A 23,418-nucleotide genomic window follows, 5' to 3' on the forward strand; every position below is an offset into this window, starting at 1 on the left:
ATTAGTCTTTAGCTGGTTTTCTATTACGTGAGAAGTATACCCCAGCAACTAGTAAGGCTGCCGCACCTACCGCAATAATACCGTAAATACCATTGCCTCCAGTACCTGGCAATGTTCCTTTACGTTTGTTTTCTACTTCTGTTTCACTGCCAACAGCAGTTGTTGTAGTATAGGTATTATAATCTACTGTAAATGGAATATCCGCTTCAATTTTTACATAGTTGTTATTTGGTGCTTTGGTTTCTTCCAACCAGTATTGAACCAGTGGTTTGCCTACTGTTGCAGGGTGACTTGGATCACCCACAGAAACGCTTCCTGGAGCTGTTTCTAGTTGCAGGGGAGTTCCGCTTGCATCATGACTGACTGTTCCTTCTAATCCAGTTACGGTGAATAGTCCGCCGGTTACAGAAGTTAATACTAATGCGTCATCTTTATTGGTAGACCAACGTGAAGGACTTGACGTAGTTGCCTTAGCAATCATGTATTCCACAACACCATTGTTTTTACGTTTTACAATAAATTCAGCTCCAACTAAAGAAGAACCATTGTCTTGATCGACTTTTTCAAAGCGGCGGCCATACGTGATTACATCATCACCAGTCCACGGACGTGTTTGCAGACCCTCTGATGGATTGTTTTCATATTGAAGAGTCGCCTGGTTATCAATCCAAGTATCCGGAACCGTGGTTTCATCTAAATACATACGATATTTGAAGACTAAAGTTTTCCCGGCATAAGCACCTAATTTTACATTATCAGGTGTTTGTTCAGCAAAGTCATTTTCTCCATTAAAGAAGACATACCAGATATTATCGTAGCCATTATTAATCGGAGCAGGTGGGTCTGTTGGATCCTCAACAACAGAAAAATCAACATCATTAATGGCAGTTAAAGCGCCCGTGGTAGCATCTTTTTCGTATAATCCTTGATTGTCTAAATAATGCAGGTTCGGCTGTGATTCATCTCGCAGGAAGAATTGCGTGTAACGATAAACTGGATTTGTTGGATCGTTATTTGCTAAGCCATCAATCCCCACTGGAACAGTGAAGGTAATTTGATACTCGATTGGTTCCCCTACTGTAAAATCATCTTTGATTTCTTTCTCTTTCTTTACTTCAACCTTATCCTCTTGAGCATTTTTAGGATATAAAAATAGTTCAGTTAGTTTGGTGTCACTAGGTGTGCCGTTCGCATTCATCTTGTAAACCGGGAACACAACGACCATATTATCAGCTTTTACTGTTACGTTGCTTGGTGCCTTCGTTTCAACGATTAAATAAACTGCATCTTTTTCTTCTAAACCAATGGTCACCTTGTCTGGTAAAGTAAATTTAGCATGACCAGCTGCATCAGTCGTTTTTGCCGTTCCTACTTGAACACCACCAGCTGCCGTTGCAGTCATTGCCGCGATTTCATTTCTTAAGTCATTAACTGATTTAGAAGGGTCAGCAGCGGCCAGTTCATAAAATTTGGCTGACACATCATAAGCGGTAAATTCTACATCCTTCAGCGGACGACCGCCAGCCGCAGTATGCCAGGTTTCATCTTTTTCCCCAGTATTTTGACGATCCGCCGGTACACTGTCATACGCCCCTTTATAAATATTTACATCAACATTGGTTGGTGCTGCTTCAGCCACAATCTGACTGCCTAATCCAATAAAGTTAGATAGCAGAAAAACCAGACCTACGAACCCCATAACTATTCTTTTACGATTCATCTTTCATGCCCCTTTTCTTCTTTTTTAAAATGACTGCTAAAAAAATACACATACCGCCAATTACCAATAAATAGAGGGATTGATCCGTACCGGTCTGCGGCAGACGACGGTTAGGTAATGTTTGAATACTCGTCGTCCCTTGTGTTCCCGGCAATGTTGGCCGATCTAGTCGCTTATTGACTATTTTTAGCGGTTCATTCACTTCGTCACTCGTTTCGTTAATCTCAAAAGAAATAAAATGCTGTTCTGGCAAATAATAATTTTCGGGTGCCTGAATTTCCAGCAACGCATATTTCCCATAAGCAAGTTTACCAACTTCAAAATTTCCAGCCTGATCTGAGGTGATTACCTGAAGCTCGTCAAAATGCTGATTCCCATACTCGGCCGATACCCACTCCCCTTGTTGCGTCAAATAGTGAGTTTCTTCGTTGCAAATGACAAATTTAGCTCCTGCCAAGGCATTGCCAGACTGTTCATCAACCTTTTGGAAGTATTTCCTGCCACCAGCTGGTTCATTGTAAATAATCGGCAGCTTTTCCTTTTCTACTAACGAGGCTAACGGCTGACCATTGACCAAGATCGGCTGCTGCATATCACTAGGAATCTTCACCCTAATTTGTTGTGCTTCTGCTGAGATCTCATACCCGTCAACCGTCGCTACCTCTTCAATTAAATAGTCGCCGCTTTTTAGACCAACATCGGTTCTGACAACACCATCATTTTGAGACACTAGCTTCTTAACTCTGGAATCTGTCAATGGTGAGGTTTCCACGTCTTTTGCTGAAAGCCATTCACTAACTGCTCCCGAACCATTTCTTAAATAAAACCTCTCACCCTGCTGTACTTTCGAAAGGACAAACTGAGCACCCTTCAAAGGGCTCGTTTGACCATTAATTTCCTTAGCCATCTTCAAAAAATAAGGCTCTCTGGCATAAGTAAAGTTTTTAGTATACAAATGAGTAGGCTGCTTTTCTAAGAGCGCACCATCTACCAAAAGATAACTCGCATAGCCTGCTTGATCGGTCTGAAGCTGTTCACTTAGTTCAAGTTCAATAATTAGGTACAGACATGATTCTTGGTTTTGATACCTCGGCACAGAAACTGAGATAATGCCGTCTTCTGTTAAATTAGCACCGGTTGCATCTATGATCTGTCCTCTTTTGGTCTGTTCCCTTTTCACTAGCTCAATGCCTGGATAAAGTGCTTGAACCCTAGAAAAATCAGGATCAGATGGTGTCGATAAAATGAGTAAATCACTGCGCAACACCTTTGCCTCATCCATGACCTGTTTTTTTGCTTCATCTAACGAGAGCTGCTGGGAGTGTGTTAAGAAAGCCACATATTCGCTTACCTCAAAAATGCCAAAGGTTGCACCATTTATGCCATAAGAATCCTTCAGCAGTTCTGAATCTCCCAGCCCTCCAGCCTGATTCACTTCTTCTGGCAGATTAGCATCTGTAAAAACCCGCTTATGAAGAATTAATTCAGCATTTTCGGCACTAAATGCCGTAGCTGGTTGAAAACTCAATATGCCGACTGTCAATAGAAAAAGCAGTGAGAGAATCCGTGTTAGCTTCATCTTCCATCACCTGCCTTTTTTCGAGTCAGCTTTTCCTTCATTAAATAAAGGAAGAATACAAAAACAAGCAATACACCCATCCCGATAATTACCCAAGGCCCATTTCCGCCAGTTTCAGGCAAGGTTCCTTTAGGATAATTATCAACAACTAATCGATTCGCTGAAGCTTCTTGTCCACCAGTAATGATGAACTTAATTGTTTCTTGCAGAAGTACATACCCATCAGGGGCCTTTGTTTCAACAAAATAGTAGGTTCCTTCCGGCAAATTGGTGATCACCAGCTCGCCCTCAGGTGTGACAACTGTAGTGTCTGGCACAAAGCTCCAGGTACTGCCACTTTTGACAGCCTTATAGGTTCCTTTAGCCGTCGTTCCATCACCAACCTCCAGCTCTTCATCAGCAAACCAGGTAGTGCCGGCAGCATTAACAGCTACCTTAAACTTGGCTCCCTTTAAAGTCTTATTGGAATTCCCATCTTGTTTCTTTAAAGTCACCGCTCCTTCAGCTACTTCATTGGTGACTTCATAGGTGATCGTTACGCCATCTTCTGTGATTTCCTTTACCTCAGTTTTTCCATCACCTGAAATCTTATACCCTTCTGGTGCCTGCACCTCTTTAAGATAATACTTACCTAATGGCAATCCAGAAATGTTTAATTCGCCGTTAACACCAGGCTTTTCATTGAATTCATATTTTTGAGTTACTGAATTGTACTCATAGGTATATGTTTTACCAGTTACGAAGGTGGTTCCCAATTTTGTTTCGCTAGTCCCCTCAGCTACTGCATACAATTCAAATTCGGCATCATTTAATTTACTACCATCTGGTGCCAGCTTGGTTAGTTTCAATTTCCCAGCCTTTGGTCGATTTTCTCTAGTCACACTGACCGTTTCACCATCTACACTAATTTCACCTATATCTGATTTCCCATCATCATCGTAGGTATAGCCGTCTGGTGCCGCCTCTTCTTGGAAATAATATTCACCTAAAGGCAAACCGGAAACAGTAATCTTTCCTTTTATCCCTGGCACAGAATCTTCAACCAGTTCGTAGCTGCTGGTTGTATCATTGTATTGATACAAATAATTTTTCCCAGTTGTCAGCAACACCTGTGGCTGAACCAGTTCCTCACCAGTCTTTTTCATCAGAGTGAACTGGGCATTATTCAACTGCTCACCGGTATCTGCATCTTTTTTGATTAAGGTAATTTTCCCCTTAGCCAAATAATTGTAAGCACTAACTGCGATTCCTTCAGCGGCAGTACTATTAATTGTGAAGTAGTAGATTCCTTCTTCACCGACACCGTCTGGCGGCAGAATCGTTAGCTTCTCTGTGTACCTCGGATCAGGGTTATTCATTTCAATTAGGCGATAGTTCCCATCCGTCAAATTTTCATAAAGCAAGACACCGTTCGCATCAGTTTTCTTCACACCGTTTGTAATGGTCTCATAAACCCCTGGTTCACCGGTCTTTTCCCGTTGTAATTTGAATTCAACATCCTTCAGAGTTACTTTGGTATCATTGTCCATTTTTTTCAGTCGGAAGGTTGTGGGAGGCACACGGGTTGCTCCCCCGCCCCAGTTATTGATGGTAATTTTATTGGATTCACCCTCTTCACCGGCGGTATTATTTTCCCAAAAAACGGTAGCTTTATTCTCAATTACAGAACCTTCTCCCAATGAAGTGACTGCATTTAAACGAATGTTTAACCCATAGGGATAATTATCATAGGTTCCACCACTGTCGTGAGAAAAATAGCGCTCATAGGCTTCTTGTGTTTTTTCACCTTGTACTGCTGTAATTTTCTCAGAGACAACGGCATCTGCGATCACCTTCCAAATTCTTTGTTTGGCACTGCCAGCAGCATTACCAAATAACAGCAGGCCATTACTTCGATCGTTGGTTAGGTTGGGAAAGCTTCTTAAATTTATCACCAGCTTGTTGGAACGGGTAACTCCATAACAAGGATAGGTATGATTACGAATCTCTTGTTCAAAGTCTTCATTCGACTGTAGGCTCCCTTGTGTCTTTAGTTGCAGTGGGCTTAAGGTATTTACTCCGTCAGTTCCAGCCAACTGCACCTGTCCAATAGGATCTTTCGCCATTTTTCCATCATCGGTTACAGTGTAAATATTCATGTAAATCGAATAGGTTAGGTTACTTAAGGATTCATCCAGCTGGTCTTCCAGATAAACATTTTGATAGAAGTCAGGTGTGTCTCCTTCTAAGGCTTTTTTATAATTATCCATCATTAGACTAATCGTCCAATAAACCTGATTACTGTTAACATAGGTTCCACCATTTTTAGTGATTGTTGACAAGTCTCCGATTGGTTTACCTGGATTTGACTCACCTGGTTTAGGATCAATTACAATCGGGTATTCGCTTGATTCAGATCCTTCAATCACTCCTGAGTCAGTTTCCACACTGGCAATACCATAAGCTGTGAGGTAGCAATCACTCAGCCCATTCCAATTTTCAGCTACCTTATCATTGAAGGTAATTTTCAACTTTTTGTCTCCACTGAAATCCACAAGTGAAATCTCGCCAATCACGTCATTTGATTGACTTTCTATAAAGGGCATTGTATTGTTAATCGCTGAGAATCTGAAATATTCTTCCGGCAGATCAACATAGATATAATCCCCAGCTCCCAAATGTGCAGATTGTGGAACACTAAACGTGTAATCAAAGTAAACCCCATCACCAACTTTTACTGTTGGTTGCGGGTCAACCGGGACATAATTTTGAACAATATATTCTTTAGTATTACCGCTTCTGACAATATAGATATCTTTTATCCAAAGATTGTTCATTAAGCTGGTCTTATCTGATCCTGACTGTGGGCCAATTTCTTCAGATAAAATCTGGGGTGTCTTTTTTTCTAATGAGGCTTCCTTTGATGCTTTAAATGCTACTTGAAAAGAAAATTGATCAAAAAAATTCAACGTTAAATGAGAGCCTTTAAGGGCCTGCTTCCTTAATACAAATTCAAAACTGAGCTTTTTCAATACTTGTTTTGCTCCATTTTTATTTTGTACCTTTAAACAATTATTCTCGATTGAAATGAGGCTATTCTCTTGCTCGAATATTATTTGATCCGTTGCCAGAATCTCTGTCGGTAACTGTAGTGACCAATCCGCATCTTCTTCAATGGTTAAAGTAAATTGAGCAAAAATAGTCTCTTCTGGTTCAATTGTTGCAGCCAATGGATTTCCAGCAGAATCCATTAACTTTAGTTCTTTGACTGGTTGATTGGCTGCGGTTTGCTTGGTTTCTGCCAATGTTCCCAGCGGAAAAATAGAAAGCAACATTAACAGGAGAGAAAACAATGTCCAGCAGCGATTTCTCCACTTATTCATGATTTCCTCCTTTCGTCATTTATTTTCGTCACCTTCACTTAAAATAGTTGATTCCCTTTAGCACCTCCTATTTTTATCATGTTCATTTTTTAGTCAAAAATAGTACCCTGAAGAAATACCCAATAAACTTAGATAAATATTCTTAACTGACGATTAACAAAGATAAAAATTATTTTTATTCATTTACATTATATTTCTACAAAGTTTTGGTAACAATATGATTTGTACAACATGCATTTTTTTGGAATAAGAGGTTAAATTTAATAACCAAAAATCATTTCCAAGTATTTCTATAACTTAAAAAAGTGAATATTGATTTTCTATTATCACTTCTTTTCTTTTTTGACTTATAAAACTCTTTTAAGCAAAAAAAGAGGAAGCAAGGCCAAACAATTCTTTCTGAAGTTTTGGTATAAACTTCAGAAGGAATAGCTAAAACCTTGCTTCCTCTTTCTATTAAATAAGATTATTGCTTGTCGTTCGTCGGAAAGACCATCAAATTCCAACACTTCAATTCGTAACGATAAAAACCGCCTTTAATAATCGGATCTTCATCAGAAATTCGTTGAGCCTCTGCTAAATCCTCGGCTTCAAAAAGGATCATCGCTCCATCTACTTCCTCGGTTTCCATATTTCCAAATACTCCAGCCAATAAATAGCGTTCATTGGCCAACTGCTGAAGATACGTCATTGAAGCCATGGCTTCCTCTTCGGTGACTTCTCTTTCATCGAGCTTGTAATCTGTTCTTGCATACAACATCTTTTGTTCATTCATTTGTTTTCCGTCTCCTCCCTTAATTGCCAAACAAATAATTGTTTTCCTTATCAGCTACCCGCAGTGCTTTCAACTTGTACTTGGCGTACCCGCCGATAACTAACGGCTCTTGCTTGCACAGCTCTTCAGCCTCTTCATAGCTATCGGTTTTAAGCAGCAGCATGCCGGCGACACCTGGATATCCTTTAAAAACACCACAAAAATCTAACTTGCCAGCTTCATCCAGCTTTCGCAGATGCGCAACATGCTTTTCCACCTCAGCCTTTGTCAAACGATTGTAGGTTTTGGTTTTTTCAATAAACATAGCGTAGACCCATTTTTCCATTTACTTTTCACTCCTCTAATCTTCATACATATGAACAATCATCAATGCTTGCTCTTTTAGCATTCTTTGCACTTCTTTTGGTGACAGAACCTGCACCTGGCTGCCAAAGGAAAGCAAGTAATGAACCATCCAATGATTTACCTCCGCTTCAAACTCCACTAGATAACTGCCGTCCTCAGCTGCCTTTAATTGGTCTTCAGCAAATTCATCATATAATCGATGGATTGCCTCTGGTGAAAACCTCAGCTGCAGCTTGGTCAGCTTTTCCTGAGCTTTTGGTGATTTCATCGAGTACTTTCGCGATAATTCTCTAGTGAAGGTTTCCCGTTGTACCACTAACTGTTTTATTCGGGAAAGCCGAAAAACTCTTGTTTCCGCTCTTTTTTGACAATAGCCGACAATATACCAGGCATGGGATTTGAATACTAACCGCAAGGGCTCGATGATTCGCTGAGATTTTTGCAATTCAGAATTTACATAGTCAAAGGAGATAAGATGCTTATTTAAAATTGCATATTGCAAATCCGATAATTTTATCTTTTCAGTATCATCACTGCCCCAATAAGAAAAATCAACCTCTAACCATTGCGGCTGCAGCACATTTTGAAAGACTGCCCCAATCTTACTGATTGCTGCCTCTGTATTTGGGTAGTGGGTTGCTTGAAGCAGTTGAAGACCGTGGTAAATATTTTGCTGCTCCTCTTTGGTTAGCAAGGATTTATCCAACATGTACCCCTCTAGTAAAGAAATCCCTCCTCCTGTCCCTTTGGAAGACAAGATAGGAATTCCCGCCAGAGTCAGTGTGTTAACGTCTCGATAAATGGTTCTTGTCGAAACATTAAACTGTTCTGCCAGTTCCTTTGCGGTCACCTGTTCATGATCCATTAAGTAGAAAATCATTCGTATTAAACGTTCAATTTGCATGGCTCTTCTTCCTTTTCTTAAAAAAAATCATAGCATACCTAATATGACAACTAGCTGTCGCATTTGAAAATTTCCGACAAGAAATCCCACTTAATTTCCTATTGTTTGCCAATTCGCATCTCAGCTCATTTATTCCCATTCATCTTTAAGCACAGAATAATATCTTTAAATAGATAGGTTAAAATAATTTTTGCTTTCTCCTTTTTTAACTCTTAGCTAAGTTGACAAGCAATCTCCTCTCAACCAATTTAATACATCTTATGTATTCGTACTTTTTCTAAAATTTTTGTTTGACTGACTTGAATAAAAAACCGAACCAGCTTCCATCAGCTAGTTCGGATGATTGAATCTGTTTATTTATTTTTCAGTTTTGGATCGAGATAATCTCGCAGACCATCACCAACAAAGTTGGCGCCGATGGACATGGAGAAAATCGCTAAGCCTGGGAAGGTAGACATCCACCAATAATTCATGTTGTTCACGCCATCCGATACCATCGAGCCCCATTCTGGAGTGGGTGGTTGGGTACCCAACCCTAGGAAACTCAACCCGGAGAAGGTCACTATGGCATTGCCGATATCCAAAGTTGCCATAACCAGCAACGATCCTAATGCATTAGGAACAATTTCCTTCACCAAAATCCGTAGATGGCTGGCTCCTAGTACACGGGAGGCGACAATGTATTCATTCTCCTTCAAGGTAATGACCAAACTACGCATCAGCCGGGCATAATTCGGCCACCAAATAATAGTCATGGCAAAAACTGAATTCGAAATGCTTGGCCCTAAGGCTGAAGCAATAACCATTGCCAAAATTAGCGGTGGAAAAGCATTGATCAACTCAGCAATCCGCATCATCACGTCGTCAATAAATCCACCAACATAGCCGGCAATTCCGCCATAGATTGTTCCCACAACAATCGTAATACAAACGGTCACCAATCCTGCCGCAATCGACACGCGACTGCCGACTAAAACTCGAGAAAATACATCCCGGCCCAACTCATCGGTTCCCAGCAGATGGCCGGAGCCTGGCGCCTGGAAACGTGCAGTCATATCTTGGGCGATTGGATCTTGAGAAACGAGATAAGGTGAAAGCAACGCTGCTAATACCCAGCCGATACAAATGACAATTCCTAACTTAAATAGAAAGTTTTTTTGCTTTAAAAATCGTTTCATTAGCTGTACCTCACTCTCGGATCAATCACTCCATACAGAATGTCGATCAATAGATTGAGGATGACATTGACCATCGCTATCAGCAATGATACGCCACAAATGGCTGGAAAATCTAGCGTGGTTGCCGATAAATAGGCATATTGCCCAATCCCCGGCCAAGAGAAAATTTTCTCAACGAAAACCATCCCCCCCAGCAAATTACTAAAGCCCATGCCCATCACGGTAATTACTGGAATCAAGGCATTTCCCAACGCATGACGCATAATAATCCGGCCACGTGATAAGCCCTTAGCCTTAGCCGTTCGAATATAGTCCAGCGAAGTTACCTCCAATAAATTGGAACGCGTTTGTCGCGAGATTAATCCCATAGTAAAGAACCCTAATACGATTGCTGGAAGTATTAGATGGGAAAGGGCATCGTTTACCAACGCCCAATCCCCTTGCAGTATTCCATCTAAAACGTACAACCCTGTTCCGCCTGTTGGTGCCGTCATTCTAGAATTAATTCGGCCGCCACCTGGGAACAAGTGCCATTTCGAATAAAAGAGCAACAGCATCACCAGAGCAAACCAAAAGTTAGGAATGGATACACCGCTGATAGAAATTGTCCGAACTGCATAATCCACTGACTTATTGCGATAAACAGCCGACAGCACCCCAAAGGTTATACCGAAGAGGATAGCGATAATCATCGCTACAATCGACAGCTCCAAGGTAGCTGGGAAGAACTGCTTCAAATCACTCAACACTGGATTACCGGTACGGATGGATACCCCTAAATCGCCCCGCAGCAAATTGCCTAGATAGATAAAGTATTGCTGCATCAACGGTTTATCAAGTCCCCATCTTGCGCGATAGGCAGCAACGGCTTCAGGATCACTCATTGCGTGGGGACTCATGTTTGATGCAATTGGGTCACTGGGAACCAAATGCGAGATCATGAACACCAAAAACGAGATGCCGATGATCAAAAAGCAGACAAACACTAAGCGCCGCAATAAAAACCTTGCCATATTCCTCATGTGATTTTGCTCCTTGCATCTAGATTATTTGATGGCTACATCCTGGAAGTTGATTTTTTGTACTTCGTAGTAGTTCACGCCATCTAAATTACTGCGGTAAGCCAATACCTTCGGATGCTGAACTAACAGAGCATAAGGCATGTCTTTATCAAGCAATTCTTGAAGCTCTTCAGAAGCAGCCGCACGTTTGTCTTCGTCCGATTCTGTTTCAATAGTTTTTTGCAGTTCGCCAATCTTGCCATTTGATGGATCTGACCAGTTCGCACGTTCACCCACGGTTTCACCTGGTAAGAAGGCCAATTGATTGTTGATATCCATGTAATCTGGGTGCCAGTGCATTAACAAGAATTGTTCTTTTCCTTCACGGTAAGAGTCAATAACAACTCCGATTTCAGAAGTTTCAATTTTAGCATTGATACCAATTTTGCTTAAATCGTCTTTAATTTTTTGTCCGATAGTTGTCCAAGACATCCCTTCTGTATCAAAGTTCGCTACCGTAAATTTCACTTCAAAGCCGTCTTTGTAGCCAGCTTCTTCCATTAATTTCTTCGCTTTGTCTAAGTCCATGTAATCTGTTTCTTTTTCCAACGCACCAGTGAAGCCTTTTGGTACAATGTTCAATGGCAATACAGCTTTGTCGCCGCAGATTTCCAATAATTCTTTGTAGTTGATTGCTCGACGAACCGCTTCTTGCACCTTCGCATCAGCCATTGGTCCGCCAATTTCTGGGTCATCATTCATTAATAGGAAAGTAGAAGTCGTTCCAGTGTAGTTCTTCAATTCTACGCCATCTTGGCCTTCTAATTGAGAAGCATTGTCTACCCCAATACCTAAGGCAATATCAATATCACCTTGCTTCAAGTTTTGAATTTGAGTATTCACATCTGGGATTTCTTTACAAATGACTTTATCATTCTTTACTTCGCCCCAGTATTTTTCGTTGCGTTCCATCACCAGCTCGACATTTTGCTTCCATTCGCTTAAAACATATGCCCCTGAACCTGCTGAGTTTTGGTTTAACCACTCTTCTGCAGTATCTTTAGTTGAAGCATCTTCTGCATCAGTTCCGCCATGTTCCTTCACTACTTCAGAATCAACAATTGCAAATGAATTATTCGCCAATTTTACTAAGAATGCTGCATCTGGTTCATTTAATGTAATAACAACTGTATGATCATCTGGTGTTTCCACACTCTTCACGTTTTCAGTATGATGACTGGTATTACTCTTTAAATTTTTCGTCCGATTAATACTGAAGGCAACGTCTTTTGATGTTAAATCATTTCCGCTAGAAAACTTCACGCCTTCTTTCAGCTTGAAGGTATGAACTGTTTGTGTATCGTCTAGTTCATGCTCTTCAGCTAAGGATGGTTCAGGTGTGGATGAGTCATATGTCCGATACAAATAATCATACATCGCATAATAAACCATGTTACCGTAAACTTCATAACCATGAGCCGGATCTAATGTCTTCAAGTCAGAATCCATTCCTACAACTAACGTATTTCCCCCGTTTGCGCTGCCGCCAGAACTAGAGCCACCACCTGAATCATCTGTATCTCCGCCACCGCCACATGCGGTTAACATCAATACCAACGCGCTTAACAAACCCAATGCGACTTTTTGATGTTTTTTCATTTTCTAATTTCCTCCCTCAGTGTTTGTTTTTTTACATAAATGACAAGCCACAAAGTGATTGTCTTTTACTTCCATTAATTCCGGATTCTCTGTTTCACAAACCGGCATAGCATAGGGACAGCGTGTGTGAAACTTGCAGCCCTTCGGTGGGTTGGAAGGACTTGGCACATCGCCTTTTAATACCACACGGTCCTTCTTTTCCAAATCAATCGTCGGTGCCGCCGAAATTAATGCCTGCGTGTAAGGATGTAGCGTATCTTCATACAAGGCCTTTTTATCCGCCAGCTCCACAATATTTCCTAAATACATCACGGCGATTCGATCGCACATGTGATAAACAACCCCTAAATCATGGGAAATAAACAAGTAGGTCAGTTCCATCTTTTCCTGCAGCTCTTCCAGCAGGTTAATAACTTGCGCTTGAATGGATACATCCAAGGCCGATACCGGCTCATCACAAATGATAATCTCAGGATTCAGCGCTAACGCTCGGGCTATACCGATCCGCTGCTTTTGTCCTCCAGACATTTCATGGGGATAACGATGCTTGTATTCAGGTGCCAAGCCCACCATGGTTAAAAGCTCATCGATTCTTTGATCAATCGCTTGCTTGGACATACTGTTTTTATGATGAATTTTAAAAGGTTCCGCCAAGATGGCCCCAATCCGATTTCGCGGATTCAGGCAAGCTGATGGATCTTGGAATACCAGCTGAACCTTGGAGCCAAAAGCCACTTTTTCTTTGCGGCTTTTAAATTGGGTAACATCTTGTCCTTGAATGTAAATCGTGCCATCTGTGATTGGGAACAAGTTCAAAAGTGTCTTACCTAATGTACTTTTACCGCAACCACTTTCTCCTACCAATCCAAAGGTTTCACCCTTTTTAATCTGGAAAGAAATATCATCTACGGCTTTCAGGGTCCCTTTTTTCCCTTTGCTGTCCCGAATGTCAAAATATTTTTTTACGTTTTCTAATACTACAATTGATTCTTGTGCTTCCATCGTTATGGGTTCACCTCGACTTCCTCAGTTGAAGAATATTTAAAGCAGCGAACTTTACGTCCTTCGGCAGTTTCTGATAAAGCAGGTCGTTTCTCCTTGCAGATGTCCATGGCATAGGGGCATCTAGGGTGGAAGCTGCAACCCTTAGGCATGTCATCTAAACGCGGAACAACGCCGTCAATGCTGTTCAACGGTTCCTTTTGATCCTTCATTTTAGGAATTGCGGCAATTAAGCCCTCCGTATAAGGATGCATCGGCGAATCAAGAATATCGCGGATACTGCCCTGCTCCACAACTTTTCCCGTGTACATTACCACTACACGGTCACATACTTCGGAAACAACACCTAAATCATGAGTAATCATGATGATCCCCATTTTTAGTCTTTCCTTCAGTTCTTTCAACAGCTCTAATATTTGTGCCTGGATCGTAACGTCTAAGGCGGTTGTTGGTTCGTCGGCGATTAAAAGCTGCGGATCACAGGCTAAAGCCATCGCAATCATAATCCGCTGCCGCATCCCGCCAGACATCTGATGAGGATACTCATTGAAGCGCTGCTCTGGTGCTGGAATACCTACCAGCTTCAGCAGATCAATCGCTTTGTTTTTCGCTTCTTCTTTGCTGATTTTCTCATGAATCAACATCGATTCCATGATTTGTTTGCCGCATTTATGGAGCGGATTCAAAGAAGTCATCGGTTCTTGGAAGATCATAGCCAGCTGGTTCCCGCGATAATGCTGCTTCTCTTTTTCGGGCATATTAATCAAATCTTTGCCCTTAAAAAAGGCATGTCCCGTAACTGACGAAGTATCTTCATCCAACAGCCCCATGATGCTCAAAGAAGTAACACTCTTACCACTCCCACTTTCACCAACAATTCCTAAGGTTTCATTTGTATTTAATTGAAGGTCTAAATTATCGATTGCAGTAACTGTCCCATTATACGTTCGAAATTTTACAGTCAGGTGATCGACGCGTAACAATTCTTCATCCATAAAATAATTATCTCCCCACACGATTCTTTCTTTAACAACCCATTAGAATATATATCATTTTCTAATCTTAGAGAAAAAACATTGTCAATATTTTCACATGTTGCTATATCTATTAATTATAACAGCACTGAAAACGTTGTCAAGACAGCATCGCTAATGAATGCAGTCCTATAATATTCTTAGATAACATGCGATTTAACTCCTTTGAATACTTAGTTTACGATGAGAATTTTTATTCTTTTCCAATTTAAAAGCAATTTATTCTTTTGGGAAAAACTATTAGGAGTTGCTGGTACCTCCTTCAAATAACAAAACTTGAAATTTATTGATAGAAACATTCTTCATTTGACAGCAGTAGAAATATTCTAAATGCTCATCATCACGAAGCTGCGTAAAAAACTCAACATTTGCCAACTGAAACGGTTCTAATGCTTCTTTGGCACAGTGTTGTCTCTTAACAGTAGATTCAACAAGTCTATTGACATTTCACTTGCCCCTTGTTACTTTAATATTGGTTAGAATATGTGATCAGTTCCAGGCGTTTAGCGATTACCCCTAGTGTACAGCTTGTACACCTGCGTAATCGCTGAACGTCTTTTTTTCTAAATTAATCAGAGGTTGAATTCAGAAGGGATGGGGTTTAGTTGGGAAAAGATATGACACAAGGCGGAATTATTAAAACATTGCTGCTTTTTACTATTCCCTTGGTATTGAGCGGCGTATTTCAGCAGCTGTTCAACTGGGTAGATGCCTTCATTGTTGGAAATGTCGAAGGTGAATACGCATTAGCCTCAATTGGTGCGACCTCAGCCGTTTATAATCTGTGTATCACTGCAATCGTAGGATTTACCTCAGGAATCTCAATTCTGTCTGCGCAGCAGCAAGGGAGAAAGGAACTGGACAAAGCGAGAAATACACTTATCTCCTTTGTCGTGATTTTAGGTGTATTTTTCTTGTTGGTGGCACTTCTGGGGATTTTTTTCACAACACCCATCATTGATCTGTTAGGTACCCCAGAGAAATTAATGGTGGTTGCGAGACAATATCTCAGAATCATGTTCATTGGGGTTCCATTTTTGGCTATTTATAATGTGTACGCAGCTATCTTACGGGGCTGCGGGGATAGCCGAGCTCCGTTTGTCGCAATTATCGTTTCATCACTGATCAATGTGGTATTAGATCTTCTATTTGTGGCTGTTTTGAAGAAAGGTGCAGAGGGAGCGGCTATTGCAACTGTGTTTGCTCAGTTTGTTATGACGGTGTTCATTGTTCTGTACACCGAGAGAAACTATTTTTATTTGAAATTTCGCTGGAATAGAAAATTCTTTCATCCTACAGCAATTACTCAAGGCTTTGGTTTTGGTTTACCGCCGACGATTCAAGCGAGTACTAGCTCAGTAGGCAACTTGATTCTTCAGCGGTTCATGAATGGCTTTGGCGAGCGAGCAATTGCCGCCTTTAGCACGGCTTATCGCATCGACTCTGTGATTCTTTTACCCATCGTGAATTTTGGATCAGGAATTGCAACCGTCGTGGCGCAAAATATTGGAGCAGGTAATCCTGAGCGAGCGAAAAAGGCCTTGAAAATCGGCCTGATTATGATGGCGATTATCTCAATCGGTTTGACAGGACTGGTTCTTGTAACCGGAGAATATTTATTGACCACCTTTGGGCTTACCTCCCAATCAGTGGCGATTGGCAACTCCTTCTTTCAAGTTTTGGCAATTTTCTATATCGTCTTTGGTTTGGCAATGGCTATCAGAGGGTATTTAGAAGGAAGAGGCGACATGCTGTTTTCCAGTATTGCCGGGATTGCTGCACTGCTGGTTCGAATTGTTGTGTCTTATGGCTTTGTGGATCAGTTTGACAGTATGATCGTTGCCTATGCAGAAACTTTTTCATGGGTTGTACTGCTAGGAATATATCTTGCTCGTTATTGGCAAACCCAGCTAAAACGAGAATTGTTGACTAATGATTGAAAGCAGCAGATAAAAAACTCGACAAACACATTAGTCAGCTGTGTTTGTCGAGTTTAAGCTAATCAAGCTTTATCGGTGTGGCAGTTTCGTTAAGAACCTGATTTAACGCTTCAATGTTGCTTCGGCCTTGAGTTTGCAGCCATTCTTTGGCAGCCGCTGTTCCTTGGGTAATGTAGGGTTCTACCCCGTTTGCCCAGGTTGCTCTTCCACATAATACACCATTAAAGGTAGAGCCGGCTTCTTTGGCAAAATGCAAAGTTTCCTGGAACAATGCAGCACTGACACCTGCACTTAAAAAGATAAATGGCAGATTAGTTGCTTCGGCTTGTTCCTTGAAGAAGCCTGCTGCCTGCTCTTTTGTATAGACTGGTTCTTCCTCGCCATAGCCTGCTACAAAGTTCATGTTGACTGGCACTTCCACTTTCAATACATCAACCCCATAGCGAGGGTCTGAAAATTCCTTCATCATTTCAATAACCTTATGCGGCTTTACCTTCGCATATTCTGGTGAACTACTGTCGGCATTATTGGCATCATAAGAAACCAGCTCTAGAAAGAAAGGCAGCTCTTCTGCTTCACATTCCGATCCGATTCGTTCCATATATACTTTCTTTTGTTGATTGATTGCTTCATCTTCATCTACATCATAGTAAAGTAAAAATTTGCACGCATCGGCTCCAGCTTCCTTCAAGCGTTTAACTGACCATTCAGCGAGAATATCTGGTAAACGCCCTGGAGTTGTCGCATCGTAACCAGTCTTCTCATAGGCCAAAAGTAAACCAGCAGTATCTGCCCGTTCCTCAGCCGCTGGCAAGCCATATTCTGGATCTAGCAGAATAGAACTAGCGTAGGGTGTCAGCTCTTTTGAAACCAATTGCTTAAATTCAACAATTTCTTCATCGGTAGCCGCGCTGCCTTTGAACTTAGCAATCATTTTCTTCAAAGCGCCCCGTTGGTCAATCGCTAGTGCACCAATAATGTTTTGCTCGTTGCTTAATTGCTTTAAGTAATTTCTCTTTGCTTCCTTCATTCTTTCCCTGCTTTCTAAAATGTAGTTACTTCAATCCGATCAAACAGCTGCTGATAATTGGTTAGATTAACTGATCCGGTAATCGCTTCTTGAGCGTTTAGCATGCCAAGTGTATTACCCATTTTCAGCAAAGCTGTTGCCTCTTTTCCCTCAACTATTGCGGCTGCGAAGCCAGCAACAGTCGCATCACCTGAGCCGACTGGATTCACAATCTCAATCTTAGGAATCGTCACTCGATAAAAGTTGTTCTCATGCTTGGCGATGGCTCCTTGTGCTCCTAAGGAAACAACCACCCACTCAATCCCTGCAAATAAATCATTCGCTAAAGCTTCCTTGATACTTGCCAGGTCTTCGAGTGAAGTGCCCAGCAAATCTGATAGTTCCTCCCGATTTGGCTTTATCAAATAGGGCTTGTGTGAGCTAGTCAATACTTGGCGCAGCGCTTCACCTGAGCAGTCTAGTACAACTGGCTTATCAACGCTGTTGCAGCGTTTAATTACCTCTACATAAAAATCTGCTGGAACACCTTGAGGCAAGCTGCCGGAAATCGTTACTACATCAGTTACTTGAATTAACGCATCCAGCTGAGCTAAAAAGCGTTGAAGTTCTGCTGGTTGAATGGTTGGACCGTTTTCCAGAATTTCCGTTTGTTTTCCTTCATGTAAGATGGCAATACAGTTTCGCGTATTGCCAGAAATTGCAGTAAATTGATGAGCAATATCGGCTTTATCCAAGTCAGCCTTCATTCCTTCACCGATATAACCGCCTAATAAACCACTGGCAATCACGTCATGCTTCAGCTGTTTCAAAACACGCGTGACATTCAAGCCTTTGCCGCCAGCCGTTTTTCTTACATCGTTTACACGATTAACCGTATCTAGCTGAAATCTTTCCAACGGATAGGAGATATCAATAGAAGGATTCATCGTAATCGTTACAATCATTCGTTCCGCTCCTTAGTCATGGTATTCGCCACGGTCCCATTTTTCGATGAATTCGTCAAAGAAATTAGCCGCAAATTGTTCTTCTGACGCTTGTTCAATATGATCAATTTTAGCAATCCATTCTTTGTTGACTGGGGTTTCTTGATACTCTGCTTTAATGAAGGCTTCGATAATATCGCAAATTAGAAACTCGCCTGTTATTCGGGCTCCAAAGCCGATTACATTGGCGTTCAATTGTTCCTTCGCATAGATTGCAGTGGTCATATCCCGAACCAACGCACCTCGAACACCAGGAACCTTATTGACAGCATTATTAATCCCTACTCCAGTTCCACACAGACAAATACCCAAATCAGCCTCGCCATTTACTACCGCCTCGCCTACCTTCTTGCCATAAATAGGGTAATGGGTTCTAGTAAAATCATAGGTACCTACGTCTATTACCTCATACCCTTTTGATTTCAAAAAATCAGATACTGCGATTTTAGTGTCTGTTACAATATGATCGCATCCTAGTGCAATTTTCATGTTTTCCATCCTTTCTTAAGCCATTTTATTTAACATATCCACTCGAACCTGATGACGTCCACCGTCGTAATCAGCAGATAAAAACTCACGAGTAATATTCATTGCCAGTTCTGGTCCCACGATTTTTGCTCCCAAGGTAATCATGCGAGAATTGTTATGCTCCCGAGTCATGTAAGCCGTTCGCTCATCGGATACCTCTGCTGCTACCATGCCTTTTACCTTTGTTGCAGTCATGAAGCTGCCCGCACCATAGCCATCAAAGGCAACCCCTAAGCTTTGGTCATTTGCCAAAAGATCTTGTGCCACTGCCAAAGTGGATTCCACAAAATCCTTTGCTGGTTGTTCACTTTTGTCTACTACCTCATGACCTTCCTTAATTAAGTTTTCCTTGATATACTCCTTTAATTTCATGCCATCTTGATCTGAACCTAGTACTACACGCATGTTTTTTCCTCCTTTTTCAACTAATTAATAATAGTAGTAAATTGTTGGTAATTTCTTTTTACACCAGCAGGTAAGGTGAAGTCTGTAAATAATGCATCCACCTGTCGCAGGTCATAAAAATTGTAAAAATCACTGCGGTCAAACTTGTTGGCATCAGCCACTAAATATTTTTTACGGGCGTTGTCTAACACAATCCGCTGCAGTGTTCCTTCTTCAATACTAAAATTGGACACCATATGCTGTTGCAGACCATTAGCACCAATAAACGCTTTTTTGATGCCGATTTTTTGGACTACCTCATGAGCCATTGTGCCGATGAACGCTCCTGTTTTATCACGATACAGTCCGCCAATTAAATATAATTCAAAGGTGTGTTGTTCCTTTAGTAGTTGGAAAACTGGAAGACTATTGGTTACCACTCTGATTTTTTTGTTGGTCAAGTGTTGCGTCATTAATTCAATGGTTGTTCCTGATCCGAGGAAAATAGTGTCCTCCTCATCTATACATTCAGCAGCCTTCTTGGCAATGTACTGTTTTTCTTTTGTATGCAGACGCATCTTTTCTAAGTGAGATAATTCTTTGCGGTCCCTTTGCCCCTCCTCTTTTTCATAATCTGCACTTTGTGCCCCTCCACGAATACGTACAATTTTTCGCTGTTCAGCCAATTCATCCAAGTCTCTTCTGATAGTCATATCAGAAACCCGCAACTCCTTACGGATAAAACTAACGGACACTAAACCATGATAGTTACACATTTCTACAATTGAACGATGGCGTTCACTCTTCAACATATAGCCTTACCTCCACCACCATAATAAAACACAAACAAACATTTTTCAACCAATTTTGTTTAAAAAAGTTTCTTTTTAGGTTGACACAGTATTTGGAAGCGTTTATACTCATAGTGTAATCAACAAAAACAAACAAAGGAGGACAATTACATGACGACGCTTTTTAAGCGGGAGACAGTCTATGTGTCTGAAAAGAACTCACCAGAGGATGTTTTCGAAGAGGTTTACTTGGACCTGCTGAAGCAAGGACTCGTGACGGTAGATTTTTTAGCCAGTCTCTTAGAAAGGGAACATAACTATCCAACTGGTCTTGATCTCACTCCAATAGATCGTCAGTTGCCGAACATCGCTATTCCTCATACAGAAAGCGAATATGTTCGTACAACCAGAGTTATTCCAATTAAGCTTAAGACACCGCTTATTTTTCACAACATGATTGCACCGGATGATCAGTTGACTGTTTGTTTCTTATTTATGATCTTGAATGAGAATGGTGTAGAACAAGCTGGAGTTTTGGCGGACATTATGGATTTTATTAACCGAACCGAAAAGCAAGCATTGTTATCGTTTTTTTCTTCGGAAAACCCTGAAGAAATTTATCAGTTTTTAGAAAACAATTTTAAAGGAGAGAAATAAAATGATTAAAATTTTAGCAGCATGTGGAGCTGGAGTAAACTCAAGCCATCAAATCAAAAGTGCATTGGAAAATGAATTGGCAAACCGTGGGTATCAAGTTACTTGTGATGCAGTCATGATTAAGGATATTAATGAAGAAATGCTTTCTCATTACGATATTTTCGCCCAGATTGCCAATACAGACTTAGGCTTCGATATAAATATTCCGGTAGTAGATGCTGGGGCAATCCTTTATCGTATTCCGGCTATGGCAGAGCCAGTTTACCAAAATATGGAAGCTGCGATTCAGTCAATCAAATAATAATCGGACATTCCATATAGGAGGAAGCCTTAAATGAGTACTATCATTGATTTAGCTAATGCAATATTCCAACCCCTGATCAATTTAGGGGCTGCACCACTAATGACCATCGTATTAACATTGATCGCTTTGTTCTTTAAAGTAAAACCTACTCGTGCTCTAGAAGGCGGGTTAAAACTGGGGATTGCTTTGACGGGTATCGGTGCTATTATTGGGATCTTAACTAGTGCTTTTTCAGATGCCATGGCCGCTTTTGTGGAGCGTACTGGTATTTCCCTAAATATTACCGACGTTGGCTGGGCACCTTTAGCCACTATTACCTGGGGATCCCCATATACTCTTTATTTTTTACTTATCATGGTTATCGTTAATGTCGCTATGCTGATCTTGAACAAAACCAACACTTTAGATGTCGACATTTTTGACATCTGGCATCTTTCAATCGTTGGATTATTTGCTATTTATTGCGGTGCCAACTTATTGATTGCTTCTGCTTTAGTCATTTTTATTGGAATTTTAAAAATTATCAACTCTGATTTAATGAAGCCAACCTTCAATGATTTATTGAATGCGCCAGACGAAAACCCGATGACTACAACACATATGAACTATATGATGAATCCTATCATCATGGTCTTTGATAAAATTTTTGATAAGCTGTTTCCTTGGTTAGACAAATATGATTTTGATGCTGCCAAGTTAAATAGCAAGATTGGATTTTGGGGATCAAAATTTGCGATTGGCATTTATTTGGGGATTTTTGTTGGTTTACTAGCTGGACAGACACCGACAGAAATTTTCTCACTGGCCTTCACCGCAGCAGTCTGTTTGGAATTGTTCTCTTTGATCGGCGCATGGTTCATAGCAGCAGTAGAACCGCTATCTCAGGGAATTACCGACTTTGCGAATAAACGCCTGAAAGGCCGTACCATCAATATTGGACTAGATTGGCCTTTTCTTGCAGGCCGAGCTGAAATTTGGGCAGCTGCCAATGTACTTGCCCCCATCATGCTGTTGGAAGCTATTATTCTACCCGGCAATAAATTATTACCTTTAGGTGGAATTATTGCAATGGGAGTTACTCCAGCTCTATTGGTAGTTACTCGCGGAAAACTGATTCGCATGATTATAATTGGTGCCATTGAATTACCCCTTTTCTTATGGTCAGGAACTTTGATTGCTCCTTTTGTTACCGAAACTGCTAAAAAAGTAGGGGCCTTTCCAGCTGGTTTGAGCGAAAATGCTTTGATTTCACATACAACAATGGAAGGACCTATTGAAAAATTCCTAGGTTATCTGGTAGGGAATGCTTCACAGGGCCAAATTGAATTTGTCTTGTATGCTGCTTTGGCCTTAGCCGCTTATCTATTAATTTTTATTTGGTACGCAAGAGAAATGAAAAAACGTAATCTGGCCTATGCAAAAGCCAAATAGTTACACAAAAGGATACAGGGCATGTCTCATGCCTGTATCCTTTTTGTGACGAAAGTATTATGCCAAAATAACCTCGTCTTTTTCAATTCGTGTATAGCTTTCATTCGCATCCTGGTTAGTGATAACAGCTGTTACATCTTTTAAATGGTAGTAAGAATAAAAATCCTTTTGACCAACCTTTGTGCTGTCCAGTAAAAGATATTTTTCCACCGAGTTATCTAGAGCAATTGTCTGTGTTTGCCCTTCTTCAAAGGTCGAGGTCATAATGTCCTGTTCATTTAACGCATTACAGCTGAAAAAAGCTTTATGAAAATGCATATCCATTAAATTTTTATTAGTAAGCTCTCCAAAAAAAGCCTGCGTGGTATCACGCATCTCTCCTCCCAACAAATAAACTTTGCGTTGTTCGCTAGTTTGTTTTATCTTTTGAAAGATTGGAAGACAGTTGGTAACAATTCGAATCGATTGCCTAGTAATCAGCTCCGCCAATAGTTCAATCGTTGTTCCTGGTCCCAGAAAAATGGTCTCATTATCTTGAATGAGTTGGACTGCCTGTCGAGCAATCGCTTGCTTCTCCTGAATGTTCATAATTTGCTTTTCTCGATGGGAGAGTTCATGACTGCGAATAAAGTCCTTCAGTCGTGCACCACCGTGGACTCGTTCCAACAGTCCTTGGCCTTCCAGCTCACCCAAGTCGCGTCGGGCAGTCATATCAGAAATATTCAGCTGCTTAATCAGGTCGCTTACCTTAACCGTTCCGCTGATTTGGAGCAAGTCCATAATCGCTTTATGCCTTTCATCTTTTAACAAT

21 protein-coding genes are annotated in these 23,418 nt (G+C 41.0%); 4 read left to right on the forward strand and 17 right to left on the reverse strand.

Annotation, left to right across the window (positions count from 1 at the left end; translation table 11 throughout):
- Position 1 precedes the first annotated feature (1 nt).
- The 11 genes from I588_RS08865 to I588_RS08915 all read right to left on the reverse strand — a co-directional run bounded on the left by I588_RS08865 (position 2) and on the right by I588_RS08915 (position 14,520).
- The gene (locus I588_RS08865; RefSeq protein WP_010755376.1) at positions 2-1,720 is read right to left on the reverse strand and encodes a SpaH/EbpB family LPXTG-anchored major pilin; all 1,719 of its coding nucleotides are present in this window, start codon (positions 1,718-1,720) and stop codon (positions 2-4) included.
- A complete protein-coding gene (locus I588_RS08870; RefSeq protein ID WP_010755375.1) occupies positions 1,710-3,299 on the reverse strand; it encodes a SpaA isopeptide-forming pilin-related protein in 1,590 nt (529 codons plus the stop codon). The genes I588_RS08865 and I588_RS08870 overlap by 11 nt, the downstream gene beginning before the upstream one ends.
- Entirely contained in the window at positions 3,296-6,661 is a 3,366-nt protein-coding gene (locus I588_RS08875; RefSeq protein ID WP_010755374.1) for a SpaA isopeptide-forming pilin-related protein, read from the reverse strand. The genes I588_RS08870 and I588_RS08875 overlap by 4 nt, the downstream gene beginning before the upstream one ends.
- A gap of 466 nt (positions 6,662-7,127) precedes the next feature.
- The gene (locus I588_RS08880; protein ID WP_010755373.1) at positions 7,128-7,436 is read right to left on the reverse strand and encodes a YciI family protein; all 309 of its coding nucleotides are present in this window, start codon (positions 7,434-7,436) and stop codon (positions 7,128-7,130) included.
- Between the two features lie 19 nt (positions 7,437-7,455).
- A complete protein-coding gene (locus tag I588_RS08885) occupies positions 7,456-7,761 on the reverse strand; it encodes a YciI family protein (RefSeq protein ID WP_010755372.1) in 306 nt (101 codons plus the stop codon).
- 15 nt (positions 7,762-7,776) lie between these two features.
- Positions 7,777-8,685: a helix-turn-helix transcriptional regulator gene (locus I588_RS08890; RefSeq protein WP_010755371.1), complete on the reverse strand. Its 909-nt coding sequence runs from the start codon at positions 8,683-8,685 to the stop codon at positions 7,777-7,779.
- Between the two features lie 353 nt (positions 8,686-9,038).
- Positions 9,039-9,863 carry an ABC transporter permease gene (locus I588_RS08895; protein ID WP_010755370.1) on the reverse strand — a complete coding sequence of 275 codons (825 nt, stop codon included), beginning with the start codon at positions 9,861-9,863 and terminating at the stop codon, positions 9,039-9,041.
- On the reverse strand, positions 9,863-10,885 hold the full coding sequence (locus tag I588_RS08900; protein ID WP_010755369.1) for an ABC transporter permease: 1,023 nt from the start codon (positions 10,883-10,885) through the stop codon (positions 9,863-9,865). Before I588_RS08900 ends, I588_RS08895 begins: the two co-directional genes overlap by 1 nt.
- A 24-nt stretch (positions 10,886-10,909) precedes the next feature.
- Positions 10,910-12,523, reverse strand: coding sequence for an ABC transporter substrate-binding protein (locus I588_RS08905; protein WP_010755368.1), 1,614 nt, complete (start codon positions 12,521-12,523; stop codon positions 10,910-10,912).
- 3 nt (positions 12,524-12,526) lie between these two features.
- Positions 12,527-13,525, reverse strand: a complete 999-nt coding sequence (locus tag I588_RS08910; RefSeq protein ID WP_010755367.1) for an ABC transporter ATP-binding protein — start codon at positions 13,523-13,525, stop codon at positions 12,527-12,529.
- 2 nt (positions 13,526-13,527) lie between these two features.
- Positions 13,528-14,520: an ABC transporter ATP-binding protein gene (locus I588_RS08915; protein ID WP_010755366.1), complete on the reverse strand. Its 993-nt coding sequence runs from the start codon at positions 14,518-14,520 to the stop codon at positions 13,528-13,530.
- 644 nt (positions 14,521-15,164) lie between these two features.
- Between I588_RS08915 and I588_RS08920 the strand changes: the two genes are divergently transcribed.
- Positions 15,165-16,499, forward strand: a complete 1,335-nt coding sequence (locus I588_RS08920; RefSeq protein ID WP_211219402.1) for an MATE family efflux transporter — start codon at positions 15,165-15,167, stop codon at positions 16,497-16,499.
- Between the two features lie 58 nt (positions 16,500-16,557).
- Here the strand turns inward: I588_RS08920 and lacD are convergent, their stop codons facing one another.
- From lacD to I588_RS08945, 5 genes are read right to left on the reverse strand one after another with little or no spacing between them, the layout of a single operon-like run.
- Positions 16,558-17,529: a tagatose-bisphosphate aldolase gene (lacD, locus tag I588_RS08925; protein ID WP_010755364.1), complete on the reverse strand. Its 972-nt coding sequence runs from the start codon at positions 17,527-17,529 to the stop codon at positions 16,558-16,560.
- Positions 17,530-17,543: 14 nt separating this feature from the next.
- Positions 17,544-18,473, reverse strand: coding sequence for a tagatose-6-phosphate kinase (lacC, locus tag I588_RS08930; protein ID WP_010755363.1), 930 nt, complete (start codon positions 18,471-18,473; stop codon positions 17,544-17,546).
- A 12-nt stretch (positions 18,474-18,485) separates the two neighbouring features.
- Complete coding sequence (gene lacB, locus I588_RS08935; RefSeq protein WP_010755362.1) at positions 18,486-19,001, reverse strand: galactose-6-phosphate isomerase subunit LacB; 516 nt, start codon at positions 18,999-19,001, stop codon at positions 18,486-18,488.
- Between the two features lie 15 nt (positions 19,002-19,016).
- Complete coding sequence (lacA, locus tag I588_RS08940) at positions 19,017-19,445, reverse strand: galactose-6-phosphate isomerase subunit LacA (protein ID WP_010755361.1); 429 nt, start codon at positions 19,443-19,445, stop codon at positions 19,017-19,019.
- A gap of 20 nt (positions 19,446-19,465) precedes the next feature.
- Complete coding sequence (locus I588_RS08945) at positions 19,466-20,236, reverse strand: DeoR/GlpR family DNA-binding transcription regulator (protein ID WP_010755360.1); 771 nt, start codon at positions 20,234-20,236, stop codon at positions 19,466-19,468.
- Between the two features lie 150 nt (positions 20,237-20,386).
- Between I588_RS08945 and I588_RS08950 the strand changes: the two genes are divergently transcribed.
- The 3 genes from I588_RS08950 to I588_RS08960 are packed head-to-tail and all read left to right on the forward strand — an operon-like array spanning position 20,387 to position 22,607.
- The gene (locus I588_RS08950; protein ID WP_010755359.1) at positions 20,387-20,872 is read left to right on the forward strand and encodes a PTS sugar transporter subunit IIA; all 486 of its coding nucleotides are present in this window, start codon (positions 20,387-20,389) and stop codon (positions 20,870-20,872) included.
- A gap of 1 nt (position 20,873) precedes the next feature.
- The gene (locus I588_RS08955) at positions 20,874-21,173 is read left to right on the forward strand and encodes a PTS sugar transporter subunit IIB (RefSeq protein WP_010755358.1); all 300 of its coding nucleotides are present in this window, start codon (positions 20,874-20,876) and stop codon (positions 21,171-21,173) included.
- Between the two features lie 33 nt (positions 21,174-21,206).
- Positions 21,207-22,607, forward strand: a complete 1,401-nt coding sequence (locus I588_RS08960) for a PTS galactitol transporter subunit IIC (protein WP_010755357.1) — start codon at positions 21,207-21,209, stop codon at positions 22,605-22,607.
- A gap of 57 nt (positions 22,608-22,664) precedes the next feature.
- Here the strand turns inward: I588_RS08960 and I588_RS08965 are convergent, their stop codons facing one another.
- Positions 22,665-23,417 carry a DeoR/GlpR family DNA-binding transcription regulator gene (locus tag I588_RS08965; protein WP_010755356.1) on the reverse strand — a complete coding sequence of 251 codons (753 nt, stop codon included), beginning with the start codon at positions 23,415-23,417 and terminating at the stop codon, positions 22,665-22,667.
- Position 23,418 lies beyond the last annotated feature (1 nt).

Origin of the sequence: Enterococcus pallens ATCC BAA-351 (assembly GCF_000407485.1) — a bacterium.
GTDB lineage: Bacteria > Bacillota > Bacilli > Lactobacillales > Enterococcaceae > Enterococcus_A > Enterococcus_A pallens.

What these genes read in the sequence shown, in the direction of transcription:
- I588_RS08955 (WP_010755358.1), top strand. Translation starts at nt 20,874, where the DNA reads ATGATTAAAATTTTAGCAGCATGTGGAGCTGGAGTAAACTCAAGCCAT.
- I588_RS08890 (WP_010755371.1), bottom strand. Translation starts at nt 8,685, where the DNA reads ATGCAAATTGAACGTTTAATACGAATGATTTTCTACTTAATGGATCAT.
- I588_RS08950 (WP_010755359.1), top strand. Translation starts at nt 20,387, where the DNA reads ATGACGACGCTTTTTAAGCGGGAGACAGTCTATGTGTCTGAAAAGAAC.
- lacD (WP_010755364.1), bottom strand. Translation starts at nt 17,529, where the DNA reads ATGAAGGAAGCAAAGAGAAATTACTTAAAGCAATTAAGCAACGAGCAA.
- lacB (WP_010755362.1), bottom strand. Translation starts at nt 19,001, where the DNA reads ATGAAAATTGCACTAGGATGCGATCATATTGTAACAGACACTAAAATC.
- lacC (WP_010755363.1), bottom strand. Translation starts at nt 18,473, where the DNA reads ATGATTGTAACGATTACGATGAATCCTTCTATTGATATCTCCTATCCG.
- I588_RS08915 (WP_010755366.1), bottom strand. Translation starts at nt 14,520, where the DNA reads ATGGATGAAGAATTGTTACGCGTCGATCACCTGACTGTAAAATTTCGA.
- I588_RS08910 (WP_010755367.1), bottom strand. Translation starts at nt 13,525, where the DNA reads ATGGAAGCACAAGAATCAATTGTAGTATTAGAAAACGTAAAAAAATAT.
- I588_RS08900 (WP_010755369.1), bottom strand. Translation starts at nt 10,885, where the DNA reads ATGAGGAATATGGCAAGGTTTTTATTGCGGCGCTTAGTGTTTGTCTGC.
- I588_RS08870 (WP_010755375.1), bottom strand. Translation starts at nt 3,299, where the DNA reads ATGAAGCTAACACGGATTCTCTCACTGCTTTTTCTATTGACAGTCGGC.
- I588_RS08880 (WP_010755373.1), bottom strand. Translation starts at nt 7,436, where the DNA reads ATGAATGAACAAAAGATGTTGTATGCAAGAACAGATTACAAGCTCGAT.
- I588_RS08895 (WP_010755370.1), bottom strand. Translation starts at nt 9,863, where the DNA reads ATGAAACGATTTTTAAAGCAAAAAAACTTTCTATTTAAGTTAGGAATT.
- lacA (WP_010755361.1), bottom strand. Translation starts at nt 19,445, where the DNA reads ATGCGTGTAGTACTAGGTTCAGATCAAGATGGCATGAAATTAAAGGAG.
- I588_RS08885 (WP_010755372.1), bottom strand. Translation starts at nt 7,761, where the DNA reads ATGGAAAAATGGGTCTACGCTATGTTTATTGAAAAAACCAAAACCTAC.
- I588_RS08960 (WP_010755357.1), top strand. Translation starts at nt 21,207, where the DNA reads ATGAGTACTATCATTGATTTAGCTAATGCAATATTCCAACCCCTGATC.
- I588_RS08865 (WP_010755376.1), bottom strand. Translation starts at nt 1,720, where the DNA reads ATGAATCGTAAAAGAATAGTTATGGGGTTCGTAGGTCTGGTTTTTCTG.
- I588_RS08945 (WP_010755360.1), bottom strand. Translation starts at nt 20,236, where the DNA reads ATGTTGAAGAGTGAACGCCATCGTTCAATTGTAGAAATGTGTAACTAT.
- I588_RS08875 (WP_010755374.1), bottom strand. Translation starts at nt 6,661, where the DNA reads ATGAATAAGTGGAGAAATCGCTGCTGGACATTGTTTTCTCTCCTGTTA.
- I588_RS08905 (WP_010755368.1), bottom strand. Translation starts at nt 12,523, where the DNA reads ATGAAAAAACATCAAAAAGTCGCATTGGGTTTGTTAAGCGCGTTGGTA.